Annotated in this window: 15 protein-coding genes and 2 pseudogenes; 10 read left to right on the forward strand and 7 right to left on the reverse strand. The window is 40.9% G+C overall.

Annotated elements, in window-relative coordinates:
- Nucleotides 1-270 precede the first annotated feature (270 nt).
- On the forward strand, nucleotides 271-1155 hold the full coding sequence (gene truB / locus RMY64_RS08965; protein ID WP_322699892.1) for a tRNA pseudouridine(55) synthase TruB: 885 nt from the start codon (nucleotides 271-273) through the stop codon (nucleotides 1153-1155).
- Nucleotides 1156-1386: 231 nt separating this feature from the next.
- Here truB and RMY64_RS08970 read toward each other — a convergent pair whose 3' ends face one another.
- From RMY64_RS08970 to RMY64_RS08985, 4 genes are all read right to left on the reverse strand, one after another.
- Nucleotides 1387-2166 (reverse strand): hypothetical protein, encoded by a 780-nt coding sequence (locus tag RMY64_RS08970; protein ID WP_322699841.1) that lies wholly within the window; start codon nucleotides 2164-2166, stop codon nucleotides 1387-1389.
- 208 nt (nucleotides 2167-2374) lie between these two features.
- Entirely contained in the window at nucleotides 2375-3211 is an 837-nt protein-coding gene (locus tag RMY64_RS08975) for a protein-glutamate O-methyltransferase CheR (protein WP_322699842.1), read from the reverse strand.
- Between the two features lie 21 nt (nucleotides 3212-3232).
- A complete protein-coding gene (locus RMY64_RS08980; RefSeq protein ID WP_322684008.1) occupies nucleotides 3233-3769 on the reverse strand; it encodes a hypothetical protein in 537 nt (178 codons plus the stop codon).
- 184 nt (nucleotides 3770-3953) lie between these two features.
- Nucleotides 3954-4520, reverse strand: a complete 567-nt coding sequence (locus RMY64_RS08985) for an HD domain-containing protein (protein ID WP_322684007.1) — start codon at nucleotides 4518-4520, stop codon at nucleotides 3954-3956.
- A gap of 248 nt (nucleotides 4521-4768) precedes the next feature.
- On the opposite strand from RMY64_RS08985, the gene RMY64_RS08990 reads away from it, so the two are divergent.
- The 3 genes from RMY64_RS08990 to RMY64_RS09000 all read left to right on the forward strand — a co-directional run bounded on the left by RMY64_RS08990 (nucleotide 4769) and on the right by RMY64_RS09000 (nucleotide 7084).
- Entirely contained in the window at nucleotides 4769-5509 is a 741-nt protein-coding gene (locus RMY64_RS08990; protein WP_322671184.1) for a DUF2993 domain-containing protein, read from the forward strand.
- A 38-nt stretch (nucleotides 5510-5547) separates the two neighbouring features.
- The gene (locus RMY64_RS08995; RefSeq protein ID WP_322671183.1) at nucleotides 5548-6099 is read left to right on the forward strand and encodes a DUF2231 domain-containing protein; all 552 of its coding nucleotides are present in this window, start codon (nucleotides 5548-5550) and stop codon (nucleotides 6097-6099) included.
- 571 nt (nucleotides 6100-6670) lie between these two features.
- Nucleotides 6671-7084 carry a hypothetical protein gene (locus RMY64_RS09000; protein WP_322690543.1) on the forward strand — a complete coding sequence of 138 codons (414 nt, stop codon included), beginning with the start codon at nucleotides 6671-6673 and terminating at the stop codon, nucleotides 7082-7084.
- Between the two features lie 336 nt (nucleotides 7085-7420).
- On the opposite strand, the gene RMY64_RS09005 is transcribed toward RMY64_RS09000, so the two are convergent.
- Nucleotides 7421-10693 carry an alpha-mannosidase gene (locus tag RMY64_RS09005; RefSeq protein WP_322699843.1) on the reverse strand — a complete coding sequence of 1091 codons (3273 nt, stop codon included), beginning with the start codon at nucleotides 10691-10693 and terminating at the stop codon, nucleotides 7421-7423.
- Nucleotides 10694-10780: 87 nt separating this feature from the next.
- Between RMY64_RS09005 and RMY64_RS09010 the strand changes: the two genes are divergently transcribed.
- Both RMY64_RS09010 and RMY64_RS09015 read left to right on the forward strand, forming a co-directional pair.
- Nucleotides 10781-12418: a hypothetical protein gene (locus tag RMY64_RS09010; protein ID WP_322671180.1), complete on the forward strand. Its 1638-nt coding sequence runs from the start codon at nucleotides 10781-10783 to the stop codon at nucleotides 12416-12418.
- Between the two features lie 165 nt (nucleotides 12419-12583).
- Nucleotides 12584-12880: a hypothetical protein gene (locus tag RMY64_RS09015; RefSeq protein WP_322671179.1), complete on the forward strand. Its 297-nt coding sequence runs from the start codon at nucleotides 12584-12586 to the stop codon at nucleotides 12878-12880.
- Nucleotides 12881-12883: 3 nt separating this feature from the next.
- Here RMY64_RS09015 and RMY64_RS09020 read toward each other — a convergent pair.
- Both RMY64_RS09020 and RMY64_RS09025 read right to left on the reverse strand, forming a co-directional pair.
- A pseudogene (locus tag RMY64_RS09020) lies at nucleotides 12884-13081 on the reverse strand (1-acyl-sn-glycerol-3-phosphate acyltransferase); the annotation flags it as partial.
- Between the two features lie 2 nt (nucleotides 13082-13083).
- A pseudogene (locus RMY64_RS09025) lies at nucleotides 13084-13260 on the reverse strand (IS630 family transposase); the annotation flags it as partial.
- 4 nt (nucleotides 13261-13264) lie between these two features.
- On the opposite strand from RMY64_RS09025, the gene RMY64_RS09030 reads away from it, so the two are divergent.
- The 4 genes from RMY64_RS09030 (at nucleotide 13265) to RMY64_RS09045 (ending at nucleotide 15683) form a co-directional block, all read left to right on the forward strand.
- A complete protein-coding gene (locus tag RMY64_RS09030) occupies nucleotides 13265-13672 on the forward strand; it encodes a hypothetical protein (protein ID WP_322671178.1) in 408 nt (135 codons plus the stop codon).
- A 291-nt stretch (nucleotides 13673-13963) separates the two neighbouring features.
- Nucleotides 13964-14146: a hypothetical protein gene (locus RMY64_RS09035; RefSeq protein WP_322671177.1), complete on the forward strand. Its 183-nt coding sequence runs from the start codon at nucleotides 13964-13966 to the stop codon at nucleotides 14144-14146.
- 132 nt (nucleotides 14147-14278) lie between these two features.
- Entirely contained in the window at nucleotides 14279-15055 is a 777-nt protein-coding gene (locus tag RMY64_RS09040; protein ID WP_322671176.1) for a class I SAM-dependent methyltransferase, read from the forward strand.
- A 52-nt stretch (nucleotides 15056-15107) separates the two neighbouring features.
- Nucleotides 15108-15683 (forward strand): hypothetical protein, encoded by a 576-nt coding sequence (locus tag RMY64_RS09045; protein WP_322671175.1) that lies wholly within the window; start codon nucleotides 15108-15110, stop codon nucleotides 15681-15683.
- The last annotated feature ends 79 nt before the right edge of the window (nucleotides 15684-15762 follow it).

The raw sequence follows: 15762 nt of genomic DNA on the forward strand, positions 1-15762 counted from the left end.
GATAATTTCAGTTATTTACTACTTGCTTATGTCGGAAAGTGACAGAAGAGGGTTAGATTGGCTTCGAGCAAGAGAAACTGAAATGCTGACATTATTTTCCTTTTACTGTTTTGGTAGTACCCAGTGACCAAAAGGCTCTTGAGCAGGGGGCAGGGGAGCAGGGGAGAAAGATACGCTCATTCCACATTTCATGGTTTCAGAGCAAATAAATTTATATATATTTTGCCAATTTAATGCAAAATTTTAGAAGCTGTAACTAATGATTTTGTGTTGTTATTTCAAGGTTTTCTCAATTTAAACAAACCATTTGACTGGACTTCCCACGATTGCGTAGCGCGGGTGCGAAAGTTGTTGCGCCTCAAACGTGTAGGACACGCAGGAACCTTAGATCCAGCTGCTACAGGAGTTTTACCGATCGCACTTGGTAAAGCCACAAGATTATTGCAATATCTGCCAGAAAACAAAGCTTACAAGGCTACAATTCGTCTGGGCGTGCGGACTACAACCGATGATTTAGAAGGTGAAATCATTAGTTCTCAAGCTTGTGCTGGATTGAGTTTGGCAGAGGTGAAAACTGCTCTGGCACAATTTGAAGGCAAGATTGAGCAAATCCCACCGAATTATAGTGCAATTCAAGTAGATGGGAAACGTCTTTATGACTTAGCGCGCCAAGGGAAAATAGTGGAAGTTCCAGTGCGAACAGTGGAAATTTTTCAGATAGATATTTTGGACTGGAGAGAAGGAGATTTTCCCGAATTGGATGTGGCGATCGCTTGTGGTTCTGGTACATATATTAGAGCGATCGCTCGTGACTTAGGTGCAATCTTAGAAACTGGTGGCACACTTGCGGCTTTGCTCCGTACCCAAAGCAGTGGTTTCGATTTAACAAATAGTCTCACTTTTTCCGACTTAGAAGCTAAATTGCAAGGCGGGACATTTCAACCTCTTGCCCCTGATGCAGCGTTACAACATTTGTTGTCTGTGACTTTACCAGCAATACCTGCTCAAAAATGGTGTCAAGGTCAGCGAGTTTCTCTAGATTCTGATATTACTGGGATAGTGAGAGTTTATCAAGAAGAGACTCACTTTTTAGGTATTGGACAATTACAAGATGAAGTGTTGATTCCGCAAATGGTTTTTGAGGCGATTTCTTGAAGAAGAATTCAGGAGCAGAGCCGGAGACGCTTTCTACCAGACGCACAGAATTCAATTCTGAATTCTGACTCCTCACTCCTGAATTCTTTTTGTTATGTCATGTCCGCTTGATTGCTTATTAAACCCGAAGAACCCCACCCCACCAAAGCTATGCTTTGTCTCCCCTCCCCGCAGGCGGGGAGGGGTTGGGGGTGGGGTTCTTTTATTATGGGTAATTTGGCGGACATGATATTAAACCAAATAACTCGTATTAGGTACGATCGCAAAGAAGGCATACTCGTACCAAGCAGTCCAGATGAAACTGCGAATCCATCGCTGACGCTTGTCGAAACTCAATTCATATTCAAACGCGCCACGAGATACATCAATAGAAGATAGATGAGAGTTGCAACCGCAGCCATGCTGATAAGTAAAACCGTATTTGGAGGCAATACTTTGCACCTTCATTTGAATAGCAAATACCTTACCTGCATGGAGTATGGCATCCCAAGCACGTTTATGCTCAATATCACGTCGATCGAATCGCAAAGCACGTTCTTCAAAAACATGATCGCGGTAAATTGGGGCTAAATGCACGTGATAAAAGCTAGCAGGTAGTTCATAACCAAATTCATTAAATAAATCTATGCCGATACGAGCCACTTTTACTTCATCAGCGTAATCGATTCCTTTTGACTCCAGATCGCAAAGAATTTCTGCAAAGTTCGGATAGCTGTGTTTGAGAAAGTCTTGTCCAAAAAACTCTAAGGTTTCCCATGCTAGTTGTGCAAATAGCTGAGAAAATGATGGTATTAGGTGAGCTAGTTGGGGGCGATCGCTAAATAAATCAACATCACCACATTCTAATTTATACAAAAATAGCTGTGCCATCTCAACATAGCTTTGGGGTTGAGAAAGTCCGACACTCGTGGTTCCTCTAGCAATGTCTTGCCATATAGAAGGTAGTTGAGAAACATGAACCGCATTTTCTCCAGCAATGACTGCAACAGGAGGACATTCGAGAAGTTGCATCGACAATCTCCTTTAAGACTTTAATGTGTAATTTACCTTAAGCGAGCGTTAAATGTATCTTCTGAACACAATAAACAATGTTTGACAGACTGTCTTTTGACAGCAATCGCAATTTTATTGATAATTTTTGGATCGTTGGGCATTATTTATTTTAGGATAATTCATACTTCATAATTTATAATTCAATTACTCACTCAAAGCATTCTTTTCACCCACCTGCTATTTTCCTATATATTTTTTCTCCCTTGACTAACTCTTCATAGTAAGGCTCATAAGAGGTGAATCTGATAGATTCTTGTCTTCCTAAACCCAAGATGCCAAAGGTGCAAAGGCTATTATAAAACAGTTCGTGTACGCGTTTTTGAAGTGCTTGATTAAAATATATGAGGACATTACGACAAAGAATCACATTAAACTCATTAAAAGAACTATCAGTGGCTAAATTGTGCTGGGCAAAAACAACATTTTCTCTTAGGGACGCTCGAAAAATAGCATTGTCATAAGCTGCTGTATAATACTCTGAGAAAGATTTCTTGCCGCCTGCTTTTAAATACAGGTGAGTATATTCCTGCATCATTTTTAGGGAGAAAATCCCACTTTTGGCATTTTGTAATACCTTCTCATTCGTATCAGTGGCATATATACGGCAACGGTGATAAAGTCCTTCTTCTTGCAGTAAAATTGCCATTGAATAGACTTCTTCACCAGTTGAACATCCAGCGTGCCAGATCCGAATAAACGGATAGGTTTGTAAGAAGGGAATAACCTGATTTCTGAAGGTATTATAAAAGCTGGGATCGCGAAACATTGATGTGACATTCACCGTCAGAGCCAGCAAAAATCTTTCTAAATAAGCGCGATTATGTAGTAACCGCTCTTGCAGTGCAGAAATATTTGCTACCCCTTCTAATTGCATGAAGCCCTGAATACGGCGCTTGAGTGATGAAAGAGCATAATTGCGAAAGTCATAACCGTAGTACTGATACACACCTTCCAAGAGTAGGTGTATTTCTATGTCCTCTAAGATCGGTTTGGGCAGAGGCATGATATTCATAATTCATCGGTTTCAGTTTAACCAAGTGGCTTTTATGACTAAAACAGCGATCGCAATTATTGAAATTCCAGCTAGCCATCTAACCTGATAGCGCAGATTTTTTATCTCTTGACTCAGGCTTTCTCTTTGTGGGATGGAATATGGTTCTAGTTGTACAACTTCAATAGCTACTTGTTCGGGTGTCTTTTGGAGATTTTCAAACGAGACTTGCGTGTGTAGCCAATTAGTAATCAGTTGCGGACAGTTCTTTTTAAACCAATTTAAAGCTATGATTCTAAAAACTGGTTTAGACATTCGGGCAATTAATTTCATCACCCTGTTTAAGGGTTTCAGGCGAAGCTTTTGATTAATCAAATTGACTGAACCAACATCATAAAGACAATCCAGAATTAGTTTTACAGTGGCTTCTTCACTGTTAATCAAGTTTTGCAGCAAAAGCAGAACATCACGCATCCGCTCTGCTTCTGCATACTTTTCTGGCAAGTTTTCTGGAGGATTTACTGAAGGATTTACAGTTGAATTTAGGGTGTTTTGTCTTACTATCGTCATATTGGTAACATACCAGTCATAATAATATCAGTACACCTATCTGCCGAGAGAAAGGTTTTTTATCTAGAGAGAGAACCTAAAAGCCAAAACTTATTCGTAAGAAACATGACTATATCGTGTTTATAAAAAATCCCTTTGTCTAGTTCTAATAAATCTTTTATTTACTTCTGGGTAAATAAATTTTTTATGTAGATGCTAAGACTTCAATTTCCGAAATCACCCGTTCTAATTCCTCAATTATTACAGTGCTTTCAGTCTTTTTAAAAGCCTCTAAAAGCGCCCGATAATACCAAAGAGTACCTTCTTTACGCCCATGAAAACGTTCCCAAAGTGATTCGCCTAAAATGCGATAATCTTTGAGAATAGACTGGGCATTGTAAAGTTTATCAGCGGATGACACCAGCAGTACTGATGGGGAAGCTGTAGGAATATGAGCAATGTATGCCTCCTTACGCTGTTGCCAAGGGGGTTTTGGAGTTGTATCAGCGTCAGTACAACCATCTACAATTGCCGTTACATTGTCACCAAAGCGACGGCGAATTTCTTCTCGTGTTGCAGCGCCACCTTGATCTTCGATCGCATCGTGTAACAGAGCTGCGATCGCTTCATCTTCATTTGCCCCGTATTCTAAAGCAATACTGGTGACACCTAATAAATGGGCAACATAAGGGACACCTGAACCTTTACGAACTTGGTTAGCGTGTAGTTGGGTGGCGTAGATCAGGGCTGCGGTAAAACGTTCTGAGAGCATTGTATAAATAAAAAAGTTTTAGCAGTCAGAATAACTCAACTGAAATATTGGGTTTGTGTCAATTTTATAACAAATCGCTCCAAGTGCAGAGGCAGTAAAGGATAAAAGTAGTATATAAGTAAAATTTAAATTTCAAATTAGATAGATAACATTTAAATCTATATTCCATCGACAGATAGATAAAACTCTGCTGTTAGTTTATTAAATTTACTCAAGGATGTGCTTTTAACTAGGAGTTAATTTACATAATGCCAGACAATCCTGGATTAGGAGAGCAAGCTCTCAATAAAGCGGCAGAAATAGGATTATCTAGTCAATTAGATGAAGTAGAAAATTTAGATGTAGACATCAAAACAGACCCGCTGAAACTGGTTCAGGGAGAGGTGGATGAAGTCACGATTGCAGGTGAAGGTTTAGTTATGCAGAAAGACCTCCGTATGGAGGAATTGGATATGAAAATGAGTAATGTTGCCATTAATCCTCTAAGTGTGGCTTTTGGTAAAATTGAACTAACTAAACCGACAGAAGCTAATGCACAGGTTGTGTTAACCGAAGCTGATATTAATCGTGCTTTCAACTCCGAATATGTGCGATCGCAACTGCAAAGTCAGAAAATACATATTAACGGACAACTAAAAACAATTGAACCTCAAAATGTAGATTTTCGATTACCGGGTGATGGAAAAGTAGCACTAAATGCCAGCATAAAATTAGTAGAAACTGGGGAAAATCAGCAAGTTGCTTTTTCCGCAGTCCCCAGGATTAGCAGCAATGGAAAAAGTGTTGCTTTGGAAAATGTCGAGTATGGCGAAAGTGAGGAAATATCGCCAGAGTTGACCAAAGCTTTGATCGATCAAACTAGCGAAATTTTGAATCTAAGTAACTTTGATTTAGACGGCATAAGTTTGCAAGTCAACCAACTAAAAGTAGAAGTAGGTAAACTAATATTACAGGCTGAAGCTTATGTTGAAAAAATTCCTTCAGCTTAAAATAGTAAAGCAAGGTTCATAAATTCAGGATACTAATAATGGAAACTACAGAAACAACGCAAACAGGTTCAACACCTTTTCCAAATATTCCACCAGTTATTGAAAGTAACGACAGTGAGTATCGTGATACCGGTGTACCCAGTACAGTTGCGATCGCCGGACATCCCCTACACCCCTTGAGCGTGATCTTTCCCATAGCCTTTTTAGCCGCCGCTTTGGGTAGTGACATTGGTTACTGGTTAACTGGCGATTTCTTTTGGGCTAGGGCTTCGCTATGGTTAATCGGACTTGGATTAGCTGGAGGCGTTCTTGCATCTGCGATCGGTCTGAGCGACTTTGTGAAAATTGAACGCGTCCGCAAGCGCACCGCCGGTTGGACGCATTTGATACTTAACGTTTCTATATTAGTTTTATCACTCGTTAACTTTCTCCTACGTTTAGGTGACGCTGAATCCCGAATACTACCTTGGGGACTGTTAATCTCGCTTGTTGTCGGTACGCTAACCAGTGCTTCTGGTTGGTTCGGCGCTGAACTCTCCTATCGCCACAAAATTGGTGTAGTGGGTGGAGGTAGCAGAAGATATCCTTAAAGGACGTGTAAGGCAGTGTTTCGACTACGCTCAACAATCAGACAGGAGGCAGAAAGCAGGCGATCGGTGAGCGTAGTCGTTGCCGCAGCCTCTTGTAAAGAAGTTATGCAGAAGATAGGAAAAACGCAGCACTTAACAAGATAGTTGCCTGAAACTAGAAACTTAGTGAAAGATTATTATTTACAGCTTCCGCTAAGAATATTTAGCAGTTATCCTTTGTATTTGATACATCTTGTGGAATCGAGATAAGTCCGATTTAAAGATTTTATAAATCAAAATTTGTGAGGGCATTTACCTTGCCCAGCAAGCCTTTTAAACTAATCTTACAATAAAAAATTAGCTTGTTTAATTAATAACTGTATACTTTATCTATGTGGTGAAAAAAATTACATCCTGTTAGATACTAGCTATTTATATACACAAAATTATAAAAATTGCAATTATACAAAAGAGTGAAATTGCAATATTGAATTTCATCCTAAATTAACTTTAAAAAAGTGCGCGAGCGGTAACTTTCAGACTTTAAAGTGTTTTAATAAAGTTATTACCGAAAGTTTAGAGAAGCAAAAACATGAAAGGTTTCAGGAAGTTATCTTCAATAGCAGTATTGCTATTTGCCTTTGTGTCTCCGCCCTCATTAGCTGAAGCGAAAGATATTTCTCTAAGTAATACTCTGAATGAACAGAGCGTTGCACCAGATGCTAACCTGGTTGGAAATAAAACCGGAGAGCTTTTGATTGCTCAACGGTCGTCAAGACGATACCAGAGAATCCGAGGACGGCAGAGAATCCGCGGACGGCAGCCCTATGGACGATACCAGAGAATCCGAGGACGGCAGCCCTACGGACGATACCAGAGAATCCAACGATGGCAGCCCTACGGAAGACGGCAGATAATCCAACGACGGCAGGGCTTTGGACAACGCCAGATTATTGAACGACGGCAGCCCTACGGACGATATCAGATTATCCGCCGACGCTATTAGAGATAGAAGTGAAAATGACGTAGGCATAATACCCTTCTCCTAACGGAAAGGCTACGCGTAGCTTGCTTGCAGAAAGTGCTATGGGAAGCCTCCAGCTACATGAATTTTGCCTACTAAATATTTCGGATAACACATATTTAGTTCACCAGATATCTAATGGTTAGTAATGGCGTGACAAGACTAAAATGTTGCAATAAATTTTCTTGTGGGGCGGGCATCTTGCCCGCTAATTAGGACGGGCTAGAAGCCCATCCCACAAGAGTTTGCTAATGCACAAATTTAGCCTTGCCACGTTAGTAGTTGTTCTATTAATCACTAAACATTAACTATGATGGCTCACTTCAGACTGGGATTAATCGCTGATATCACCTTAAAATTGGCGATTTTCCAAGGTTGTATCATCAAATTTTGTTGCTGAGATGAAAATTCACTACTGGCGGAACGCTCTAATAAATCTACTGTATTTCCAAGATTTAACCCTAAATCACTTTGCAAAGATAACTCGGCTGTTTCTCCGTGAGATTCATAACATCGCAGAATTAACTGCTGTGGATCGTCTTCAGATGGCTTCAAGGCCATTAAGATTAAATTTTCAGCTGATAAATCTAGGAAACTTACTCCTTCAATAGTGCCGATAGCGGTAGCGGAGGGTTTAGCCAGTGGCCAATTGAATATCACTTGCAACGGTATATTCAATTCATAGCCACGCCGTACTGTGTGGGCTGATTCCCAACTATCAGCATGAGGATACAAGGTATATTTGAACTCGTGAAAACCTCGGTCAGCTTTTGAGTCTGGCCAATTAGAACTGCGTAGCAGTGTTAGACGGAGTTGATTTGGTTTGCTGTCATAGCCGTATTTACAATCATTGAGCAAACTGACACCATAACGATTTGGGATTGCGGTATCTTCTGTCTGTGTGTTTTCTGCTGTTAAATCAGCCCAACGCAAAGCAGGAACTTCCCATTTTGCTTGTTCTGCGGGAGTTTGCGGTTTAGTTGGGCGGCGAATCGCGCCACAGGGAATTTCATAAGTAGCAAAGTCAGCTTCAATATTTAGAGGAAAAGCAGCTTTCACTAATACATGATTTTCTTGCCAATTGACAGTTGTAGCAATGTTCAGCAGAGGTGAACCAGCTTGCAGAATATAGTCTTGGCAAAATTCTGATTCACCCAACTGACGCACCACGCGCACGCGACTTTGCACTGGGCCTTGTTCTAACCACTGAATAAATTGAAGATTTGTTGAGGGTAAGGGATGTTGAGCATAATTGGGGTCGATATTCCAAGCATCCCAATATTGCCCACTGTCTTTAAAAGCTTGCAGTTGATTCCCCGCCCCACTTAAAACTTCTCGCTGATAAGTTTTGTCAAAAACACTTGATAAATCTCCGGTGTCGGGATCTATAACAACTCGCAAGAATTCATTTTCTAAAATCCATTCTGGGAAGAGTGCGGGAGATAAGGGAGAAACGCGATTCATCTCGTCTGGATTGGAGAGTGAAGGGGAAAGCCAAAATATGCGGTAGCCTACGGGAGGAATTTCGCTGGCGAGAAATAGTAGGGTTGATGGTTCAGATAATTGGGAGACAAGCTGGTTTCCAGAAGCATCGTAAATCTGCCATTCCTGGGTAGTTGTTGGTGGTGTGGGTAAGGCTACAGAGATTACCTCAGAACGTTGCCAATTGAGAGAATTGAAAACAAAAATAGGCAGACTATCGGGTTTTGGTGGTTCTGATAGGGTAATGTGAGATGCGATCGCTAAAAGTGATTCTTGTAATATTTTCGTTCCCACTTGTTCCACTTGCTGCCATTGAGGCAACGCATCGGTGTAAACTTGGGTAATTGAAGAACCAGGTAAAATATCGTGAAACTGTTGAAATAACACCTGCTTCCAAGCTGCTTCGATTTCTGCTTTAGGATATGTCAAACCACAGCTTACGGTTGCCAAAGTAGCAAATAGTTCAGCTTGATATAATAAATTTTCACAACGCCGATTCCAGCGTTTTTGATCTCCGTGGGTAGTGTAGCAACCGCGATGAAATTCTAAGTATAGTTCGTCATTCCAAGTAGGGAATGACAGAGAATCATCACTACTGCCTACTGCCTCCTGCCTCCTGCCTCCTTTACTGATTTGCTGTAAATACTTTTCAGCCGTCGTAAATTCTAAGTCTGGAAATAAAGGAGACTTTTGCCAGCGTTGGGCGGTTTCTAACATATCACGGGTGGGGCCGCCGCCGTGGTCGCCGACACCGGGAAGCCAGAGAGATTCTGATAAACTAGTTTGGGTTTGCCACTCAAGAGCATAAGTTGCCATTTTAACTGGGTCTATAGCTTCACCGATGGGTGCAGACATCAAACTAAAGACTTCACTGCCATCAGGCGATCGCCACCAAAAAGCCCCATAATCTAATTTAGTAGTATCATTCCACCGCAACTTCTGCGTCACAAAATACTCAATTCCGGCATTAGCGAAAAACTGCGGTAAAGTGGCACAAAAACCAAAAGAATCTGGAACCCATTCTACAGTTGAAAGCTTGCCAAATTTCTCCTGGATGTAGCGCTGACCATACAATAACTGACGGACTATTGATTCACCTGCAATGATGTTGAGTTCTGGTTCCACCCACATTCCGCCGACAACTTCCCAACGTCCAGCAGCTACCTGTGCTTGAATTGCCCTAAACAAATCCGGGCGATGTTCTTCAATCCAAGCATAAAGTGCGGGACTTGAATGACAGAAAATTAACTCAGGAAAATCTGCTTGCAACTTCAAAACCGACTCAAAAGTATTTTGCGCCGCATTCCAAGTTTCACTCACAGGCCATAACCATGCTAAATCTAAGTGAGCATGACCCAGTAAAAAAATTTTAGATTTTTGATCCCCCCAACCCCCCTTTCCAAGGGGGGCTAAGATGTCGGATTGAATTAAATTTTGACGTAGAGACAAAAACGATCTTACTAACTCTTCCTTGGCGTCCTCTGCGCCTCTGCGGTTCGTAATCTCCCCCACCATCGCCGCCAAAACATCCAACCTCTCCGGCGCAAATTTTTCTAAATAAAGTTGCACTACAGCTAACTCATCAGCCACAAAACCCGGATCGGGATTATTATCAACATAAGACTCATAAACTAGGAGCGATCGCACTAAAGCACCATCACAATGTCCCGGACTCACTAACCGCAAAGCCACAGTGAATTCTTCCCCTGGCTTCACCCCCTGACACAGAAGCACTCTCGGCGAACAATCAAATAAATCACCCTCCAGCACTAACTCGCCATTTATATAAATCTCAGCAGAATCCGCCCACCAAACCAACGCCAGCCGCAAAGATAACCCAGCTAAGGGATAACCGTGTAAATCTTGGGGAACCACCAATCTTTGCACTAGCCATAGCACTTTTCTCCCACCCGTCCAAGCAATATGTTCTTTAGCATTCAACTGGGCAGGTTGCCAATCAGACAAATCAGCAGCTACAACATCAGTAATAACTAAGTCAGATTCCTGATACAGCCACGTAGACTGGATATTAACTTGACAAAAAGAGCGCAGTTGCTCAATTGCTTGTGAGATAAATTTGGTCTGGGATTGAGAGACAGTCGGGGTCATATATTCGCTAATATGAGGTGTTGGTCGTTTTTATTGTTTGGCGCGAGTCTCACAACTTAACAAGACTTGAACTAAAAAATTACTACTATGTCTTCTGGTTCCTCTGGTCGTTATCAAAGCAGACTATTTAACTTTGTCCACCAGCAATCTCGGCGGGTGACACAACAGTGGGAACATACCTTTCGGCATTTGCAAGTCGCCACTAAGTGGGGTGTCGAGGTACTACTTTACCCAGTGTATCTACTGTTTAAGTCATCTGAATCATCTGGGAAAACGCTACATACTAGAGAACCACAAACTAGATTAAAGTTACAACCAAATGATACCGATTTCCAGCCTGAAACTCTACCCAATGCTGATAGTCCCATTCAAAATGTACTAGAGGCTGTTAATTACCTGTCACCAGATGAACCCGCCTCCACTCCTACGAAAGCATCTGAACATTTCAATCCCCTGGCTTTATTGGGAGTTTTTCGGCTGAAATTCGTTGAAAAGAACTCTAATCTTACTCAATCATCAAATATTACGGCTAATCAAGCTCTCAGTCTCAACCCTTCACAATTAGACAATGCCCTTCAACAGCGTCTTCCAATAGTGCGAGGAATTGCCACAAATTTGATGAATCGAAATTTAGTACTTGTTACTGCCAACAATGAAATTCTGGATATCTTAACACCAGAACAACAGGCAAAATTAGAAGACCGAATTATTAACGAAGTTGCTAATTACTGGCAGTGTTGGCGTTTGATTATAGCTAAAAAAGAAACGCAGTTATTACCACAAATTGACCGATTATTAGCAAAACTCACTGACGTAAATCCAGCGAAAATTCCAGTTTTAGCCGAGAGTATACCAAAAAATTTACTTAATACAGATAGATTATTAGCATTTCTAGATATAGCCGTTGCTAAGTTGGAATCGAATGCTTTAGTCCCAGCGCAAAAACGTAGCCAGGAAGTTATCCAAGTTGCCCAAACCCAGTTAAACATATTTCTTTATGGCAAAGATCAATTAGCTGCCAAAGGAGAGATTGCCCCCAACGCTGATGGTTTAGAAACTCATTCACAGAATTTTCAGGCTTTGATTGAGGCGGCGCTTAATTACTTTTTTGGTGTTGGTAATAGAAAAACACTTGAGACAACGATTAGTAATGAGATGCCAGGTAAACTCTTTTCGTCACGCCTTAGAAAAGCCTTATCCAAAAGCCCTCTAGGAGAGAACCAGGATTTCACAAACGATCCTTGGCTAACGTGGAATGATTTATTTGGTGACACCGAAACCATTGCTGACAAGCCAGTTACACTTTCTGAAGAAAAAAATCCTGCTTTAGCCCCAAGTTTATCAATAAAGCATTTTCCACAAAAGAATTTGAGTGTAAAACAACCTAAATTTGGATCGGGTTTGATACAAAGAAAACAACCAAGTAGTAATCTCGCCTCAAGTCAAAAAACATCTGGAAAAGTCGCCTCTGTAAAACAAATTAAAACCCGTATTTCCCAAACTAAAAGCGAGAGTCGTAAAGGGGAAATGTTGAAACAGCAGTTTCACCAAAGCAGTCAAGTTGAGGCGCAGCCAGACTGGATAGAAACCACAGCAACTTCAACTGGCTATGAAAAGCACCCCTTAGAGCAACTTTTGGAATGGCTTGATTATATTATGGTCTGGCTAGAAGAAAGATTTGTAAAGGTTTTTCAGTCGTTGCGGCAGCTATGGCAAGGGAAATAAGTTAAGAGATATTTTTTCAAAATTTACTATAATATTCACAATTTTCCAATTCAGATTTTTGGAATAAACGTAGGGTGCGTTAGTAAAACGTAACATCCCCTACATTTACTCTTAAATTTTGAATTTTGAATTTTGAATTTTGAATTATTATTGGTGGTTGTCTAAGTGAAAATTATTGTTTACTGTAAATACTTCAATTTCAAAAATCCATTAGATAAACCGAAAATTGAGACGTTTGTGGTAAATCTGCCTCAAATTCCGAAGATAGGTGAAACAATTGTAGTCGAAAGAATTTCACCGCAAAAGCAGTTTGTAATTATCTTTGAATACATTGTGACAGCAGTACAATTTAATGCATCTAGGGAATCGGCTGATTCAGTAGATGCCCAGGTAAGTGCATTTTTGAACCACTGTTGGGAGGGAACATCAAATTTCAAAGTTACAAACTTTTTAGAAAAATAATCTCTACCACAATAGATGATTGAGTAAATAACGTAACAGCTTTAATCCAGTTGGTTCAGGGTAATCGGTTGGCAACAAAGCCAGCATCGCATTTTGCAATTTTTCCAAAGCAATGTCTACTTGCTGGCGCTTTGGTCTAGTTATTTGGGGAAAGTGTAACGGTTCGCCTACTCGAATTATTAACTCTTTTCCTAAATATAGGACTAGTATTTGATTTCTGAAAAAGCTCCGTACATTTGAAGAGTCGCAAAATCAAAGTTAGTGTGTCGGAGAAACCACTCAAACATCCATTTGAGATGAGAGAACGAAGGAATCAAAGCAGAGAAACGCCGCACCCAGGTTTTAGCTTGTAACCAAATATCCTCAATTGCTGATGATATTGTTTTGACTAATGCTCACTGTGTAATTGATTCTGAGACTCATCAACTTAGTAAAGAACTTCGGTTTCTACCCAATGTGATTAATGGTAAACTCCAGAGTCAAGAAGATATTGCCAAAGTAGAAAATATTGCAAAAAACGTACTTTATGGTACAGATTTCAAGAATGGTGGTTTTGATAATGTCAAGAATCAAAGCAATGACTGGGCGTTGATGAGAATTAATCAGCCCCTAGCTCGCAAATATGGTCGTTTAGGATGGAAGTCTGTACCTAGTTCTACTTTGATTAAACAAAAGCAAGGTAAATTATTCTTTGTCGGTTACTCTGGTGACTACCCAGACCCCACCAAAGAAGGAAATGAATCGTTAAGGGAACTCCAAAAAATAAATTATCCAATTTGTCTACTCAACTAGACTTCTTTCTTCCTTGTCCCCTTGTCCCCTTGCAATACGGTTCGGTTAACGTTTTCATATTTTGAAGATTCCCCCAACCCCCCCGATAAATTGGAGCGCTTCCAAGCCTCTATTACCCCTTTTTTTAAGGGGGTCGCCGTAGGCGGGGGGATCTTAACCGAAACCGTATTGTGTCCCCCTTGTACCCCTGCGATTGAATATTTTTTTACTTGGAAGTCCCTAACTGCTGGTCAGGGCTGGACAGCAAGTTACCAAGATAATTGCAGCATTGTTGGTGAAAAGTCGAACCTTTTGTATCATAACTGCGCTACCACAGGCGGTGCTTCCGGCGGGCCAATCGTTGATTGGATTGATAATTGGCCATATATTGTCGCTCTAAATAACGGTGAAATTACAATCCCTGCCACAGGTCAGGATATTATCAACTTTGCTCTAAAAATGGATTTCTTGGATAAGTTGAGTAGTAGAAAGTAAACTCTTATCTGCTATAACAATCATATTGATTTGTGAAATTCACAGATCCCCGACTTCTTAAAGAAGCCGGGGATCTAACCACCACAAGAAAAACATTTTATTATATTCAATTAAAAACTACTATAGTTGTTTATGAATAATATTTCGACAAGCAATAATTGGGACACTTCGCTTTACGAAGATAAACACGCCTTTGTTTGGCAATATGGCGAAGACTTGTTGCAATTACTCAACCCTCAACCAGGAGAATCCATTTTGGATCTCGGCTGTGGTACTGGACAACTCACAGAAAAAATTGCCCAAGCTGGGGCTGAAGTAATGGGAGTTGATTATGCATCTGAGATGATTGAGAAGGCAAGACAAAACTATCCCCATATTCGCTTTGATGTTGCTGATGCTAGAAACTTTCAAGTAGATAAGCCATTAGATGCTGTATTTTCCAACGCTGTACTACATTGGGTAAAAGAAGCAGATAGCGCGATCGCTTCCATACACCAATCTCTAAAACCCGGAGGGCGTTTTGTCGCAGAATTTGGGGGTAAAGGGAATATAAAGGCGATCGCCACAGCTTTATACAGTGCTTTAGAGTCCATTGGTATCCCTCAAGCACAAGTAGAGAATCCTTGGTATTATCCCAGCATTGGCGAATACGCCAGCCTCTTAGAACATCAAGGCTTTGATGTGATTTATGCTATCCTGTTTCCTCGCCCAACTCCCCTAGCAGAGGGAGAAGCAGGCATTGCAAACTGGATTAAAATGTTCGCCAGTCCATTTTTAACCGGACTTTCACCTGAGCAACAAATACAAATAATTCCCGTCGTTGAGGAATATCTGAAGCCAACACTATATCAACAAGGAACTTGGACAGCAGATTATCGAAGAATTCGTATAGTTGCCATTAAACTTTAGATTGTGCCCTAATTACGAATTATGAATTACGAATTACGAATTAGTATCAGTTATGCATATACCTAAATTGTGCGATCGCCCTACAGCCCTTTGGGCATCCTACGGCAGGCGTTGGCTGTGCCATCGCCAAACATCATTTTCATTACTATTAACTATTAGTCTCACCACTTTACTAGTCCCACCCTCACTAGCGCAAACCCCCTCAATACCGTCGCCTTCTAGTGCGCCTTTAGAATTAGACTTATTGACCAAGCCAAAAGACTATATAATCACAGCCACCACCATTCATCCAGAACGATTGACCGTTCCCAGTTTATGGTGGGCACAACAAAACTCTGAAAAAAAGCTATTAGATAATTGGATCGCATATCCAGCTTCTAACAAAGAACCTGCACGAGTAGACTTGATCGTAAATCAGCAAATTTGGAGCTTACTAGAGTATATAGAGCGCTACGACTTCGTAAATCGCTTGGGTAGCGCTGCACGAAACTTTGGTTACAACGTCCGGGTATTTAATTATCAAAAAGAACCCTTGGCAACCTACACTTGCAACTTTAGTATAAGTCCAGCTTTATGCAGTATCCAAACAACTGTTAAGAACAAGATAGGGTTACAGCGTTCTTTGTAGGGACTGGGGACTGGGGACTGGGGACTGGGGAAGATGAGGGAGATGAGGAGGATGAGGGAGAAATAATTAATGCCCAATG

This window comes from Nostoc sp. DedQUE08, from assembly GCF_034530895.1.
Lineage (GTDB): Bacteria > Cyanobacteriota > Cyanobacteriia > Cyanobacteriales > Nostocaceae > Nostoc.

Bases quoted from the DNA above. Each gene is read 5' to 3' on its own strand.
- RMY64_RS08970 (WP_322699841.1), bottom strand. From the start codon at position 2,166: ATGCAACTTCTCGAATGTCCTCCTGTTGCAGTCATTGCTGGAGAAAAT.
- RMY64_RS08980 (WP_322684008.1), bottom strand. From the start codon at position 3,769: ATGACGATAGTAAGACAAAACACCCTAAATTCAACTGTAAATCCTTCA.
- RMY64_RS08990 (WP_322671184.1), top strand. From the start codon at position 4,769: ATGCCAGACAATCCTGGATTAGGAGAGCAAGCTCTCAATAAAGCGGCA.
- RMY64_RS09045 (WP_322671175.1), top strand. From the start codon at position 15,108: ATGCATATACCTAAATTGTGCGATCGCCCTACAGCCCTTTGGGCATCC.
- RMY64_RS09005 (WP_322699843.1), bottom strand. From the start codon at position 10,693: ATGACCCCGACTGTCTCTCAATCCCAGACCAAATTTATCTCACAAGCA.
- RMY64_RS09040 (WP_322671176.1), top strand. From the start codon at position 14,279: ATGAATAATATTTCGACAAGCAATAATTGGGACACTTCGCTTTACGAA.
- RMY64_RS08985 (WP_322684007.1), bottom strand. From the start codon at position 4,520: ATGCTCTCAGAACGTTTTACCGCAGCCCTGATCTACGCCACCCAACTA.
- RMY64_RS09010 (WP_322671180.1), top strand. From the start codon at position 10,781: ATGTCTTCTGGTTCCTCTGGTCGTTATCAAAGCAGACTATTTAACTTT.
- RMY64_RS08995 (WP_322671183.1), top strand. From the start codon at position 5,548: ATGGAAACTACAGAAACAACGCAAACAGGTTCAACACCTTTTCCAAAT.
- RMY64_RS08975 (WP_322699842.1), bottom strand. From the start codon at position 3,211: ATGCCTCTGCCCAAACCGATCTTAGAGGACATAGAAATACACCTACTC.
- RMY64_RS09000 (WP_322690543.1), top strand. From the start codon at position 6,671: ATGAAAGGTTTCAGGAAGTTATCTTCAATAGCAGTATTGCTATTTGCC.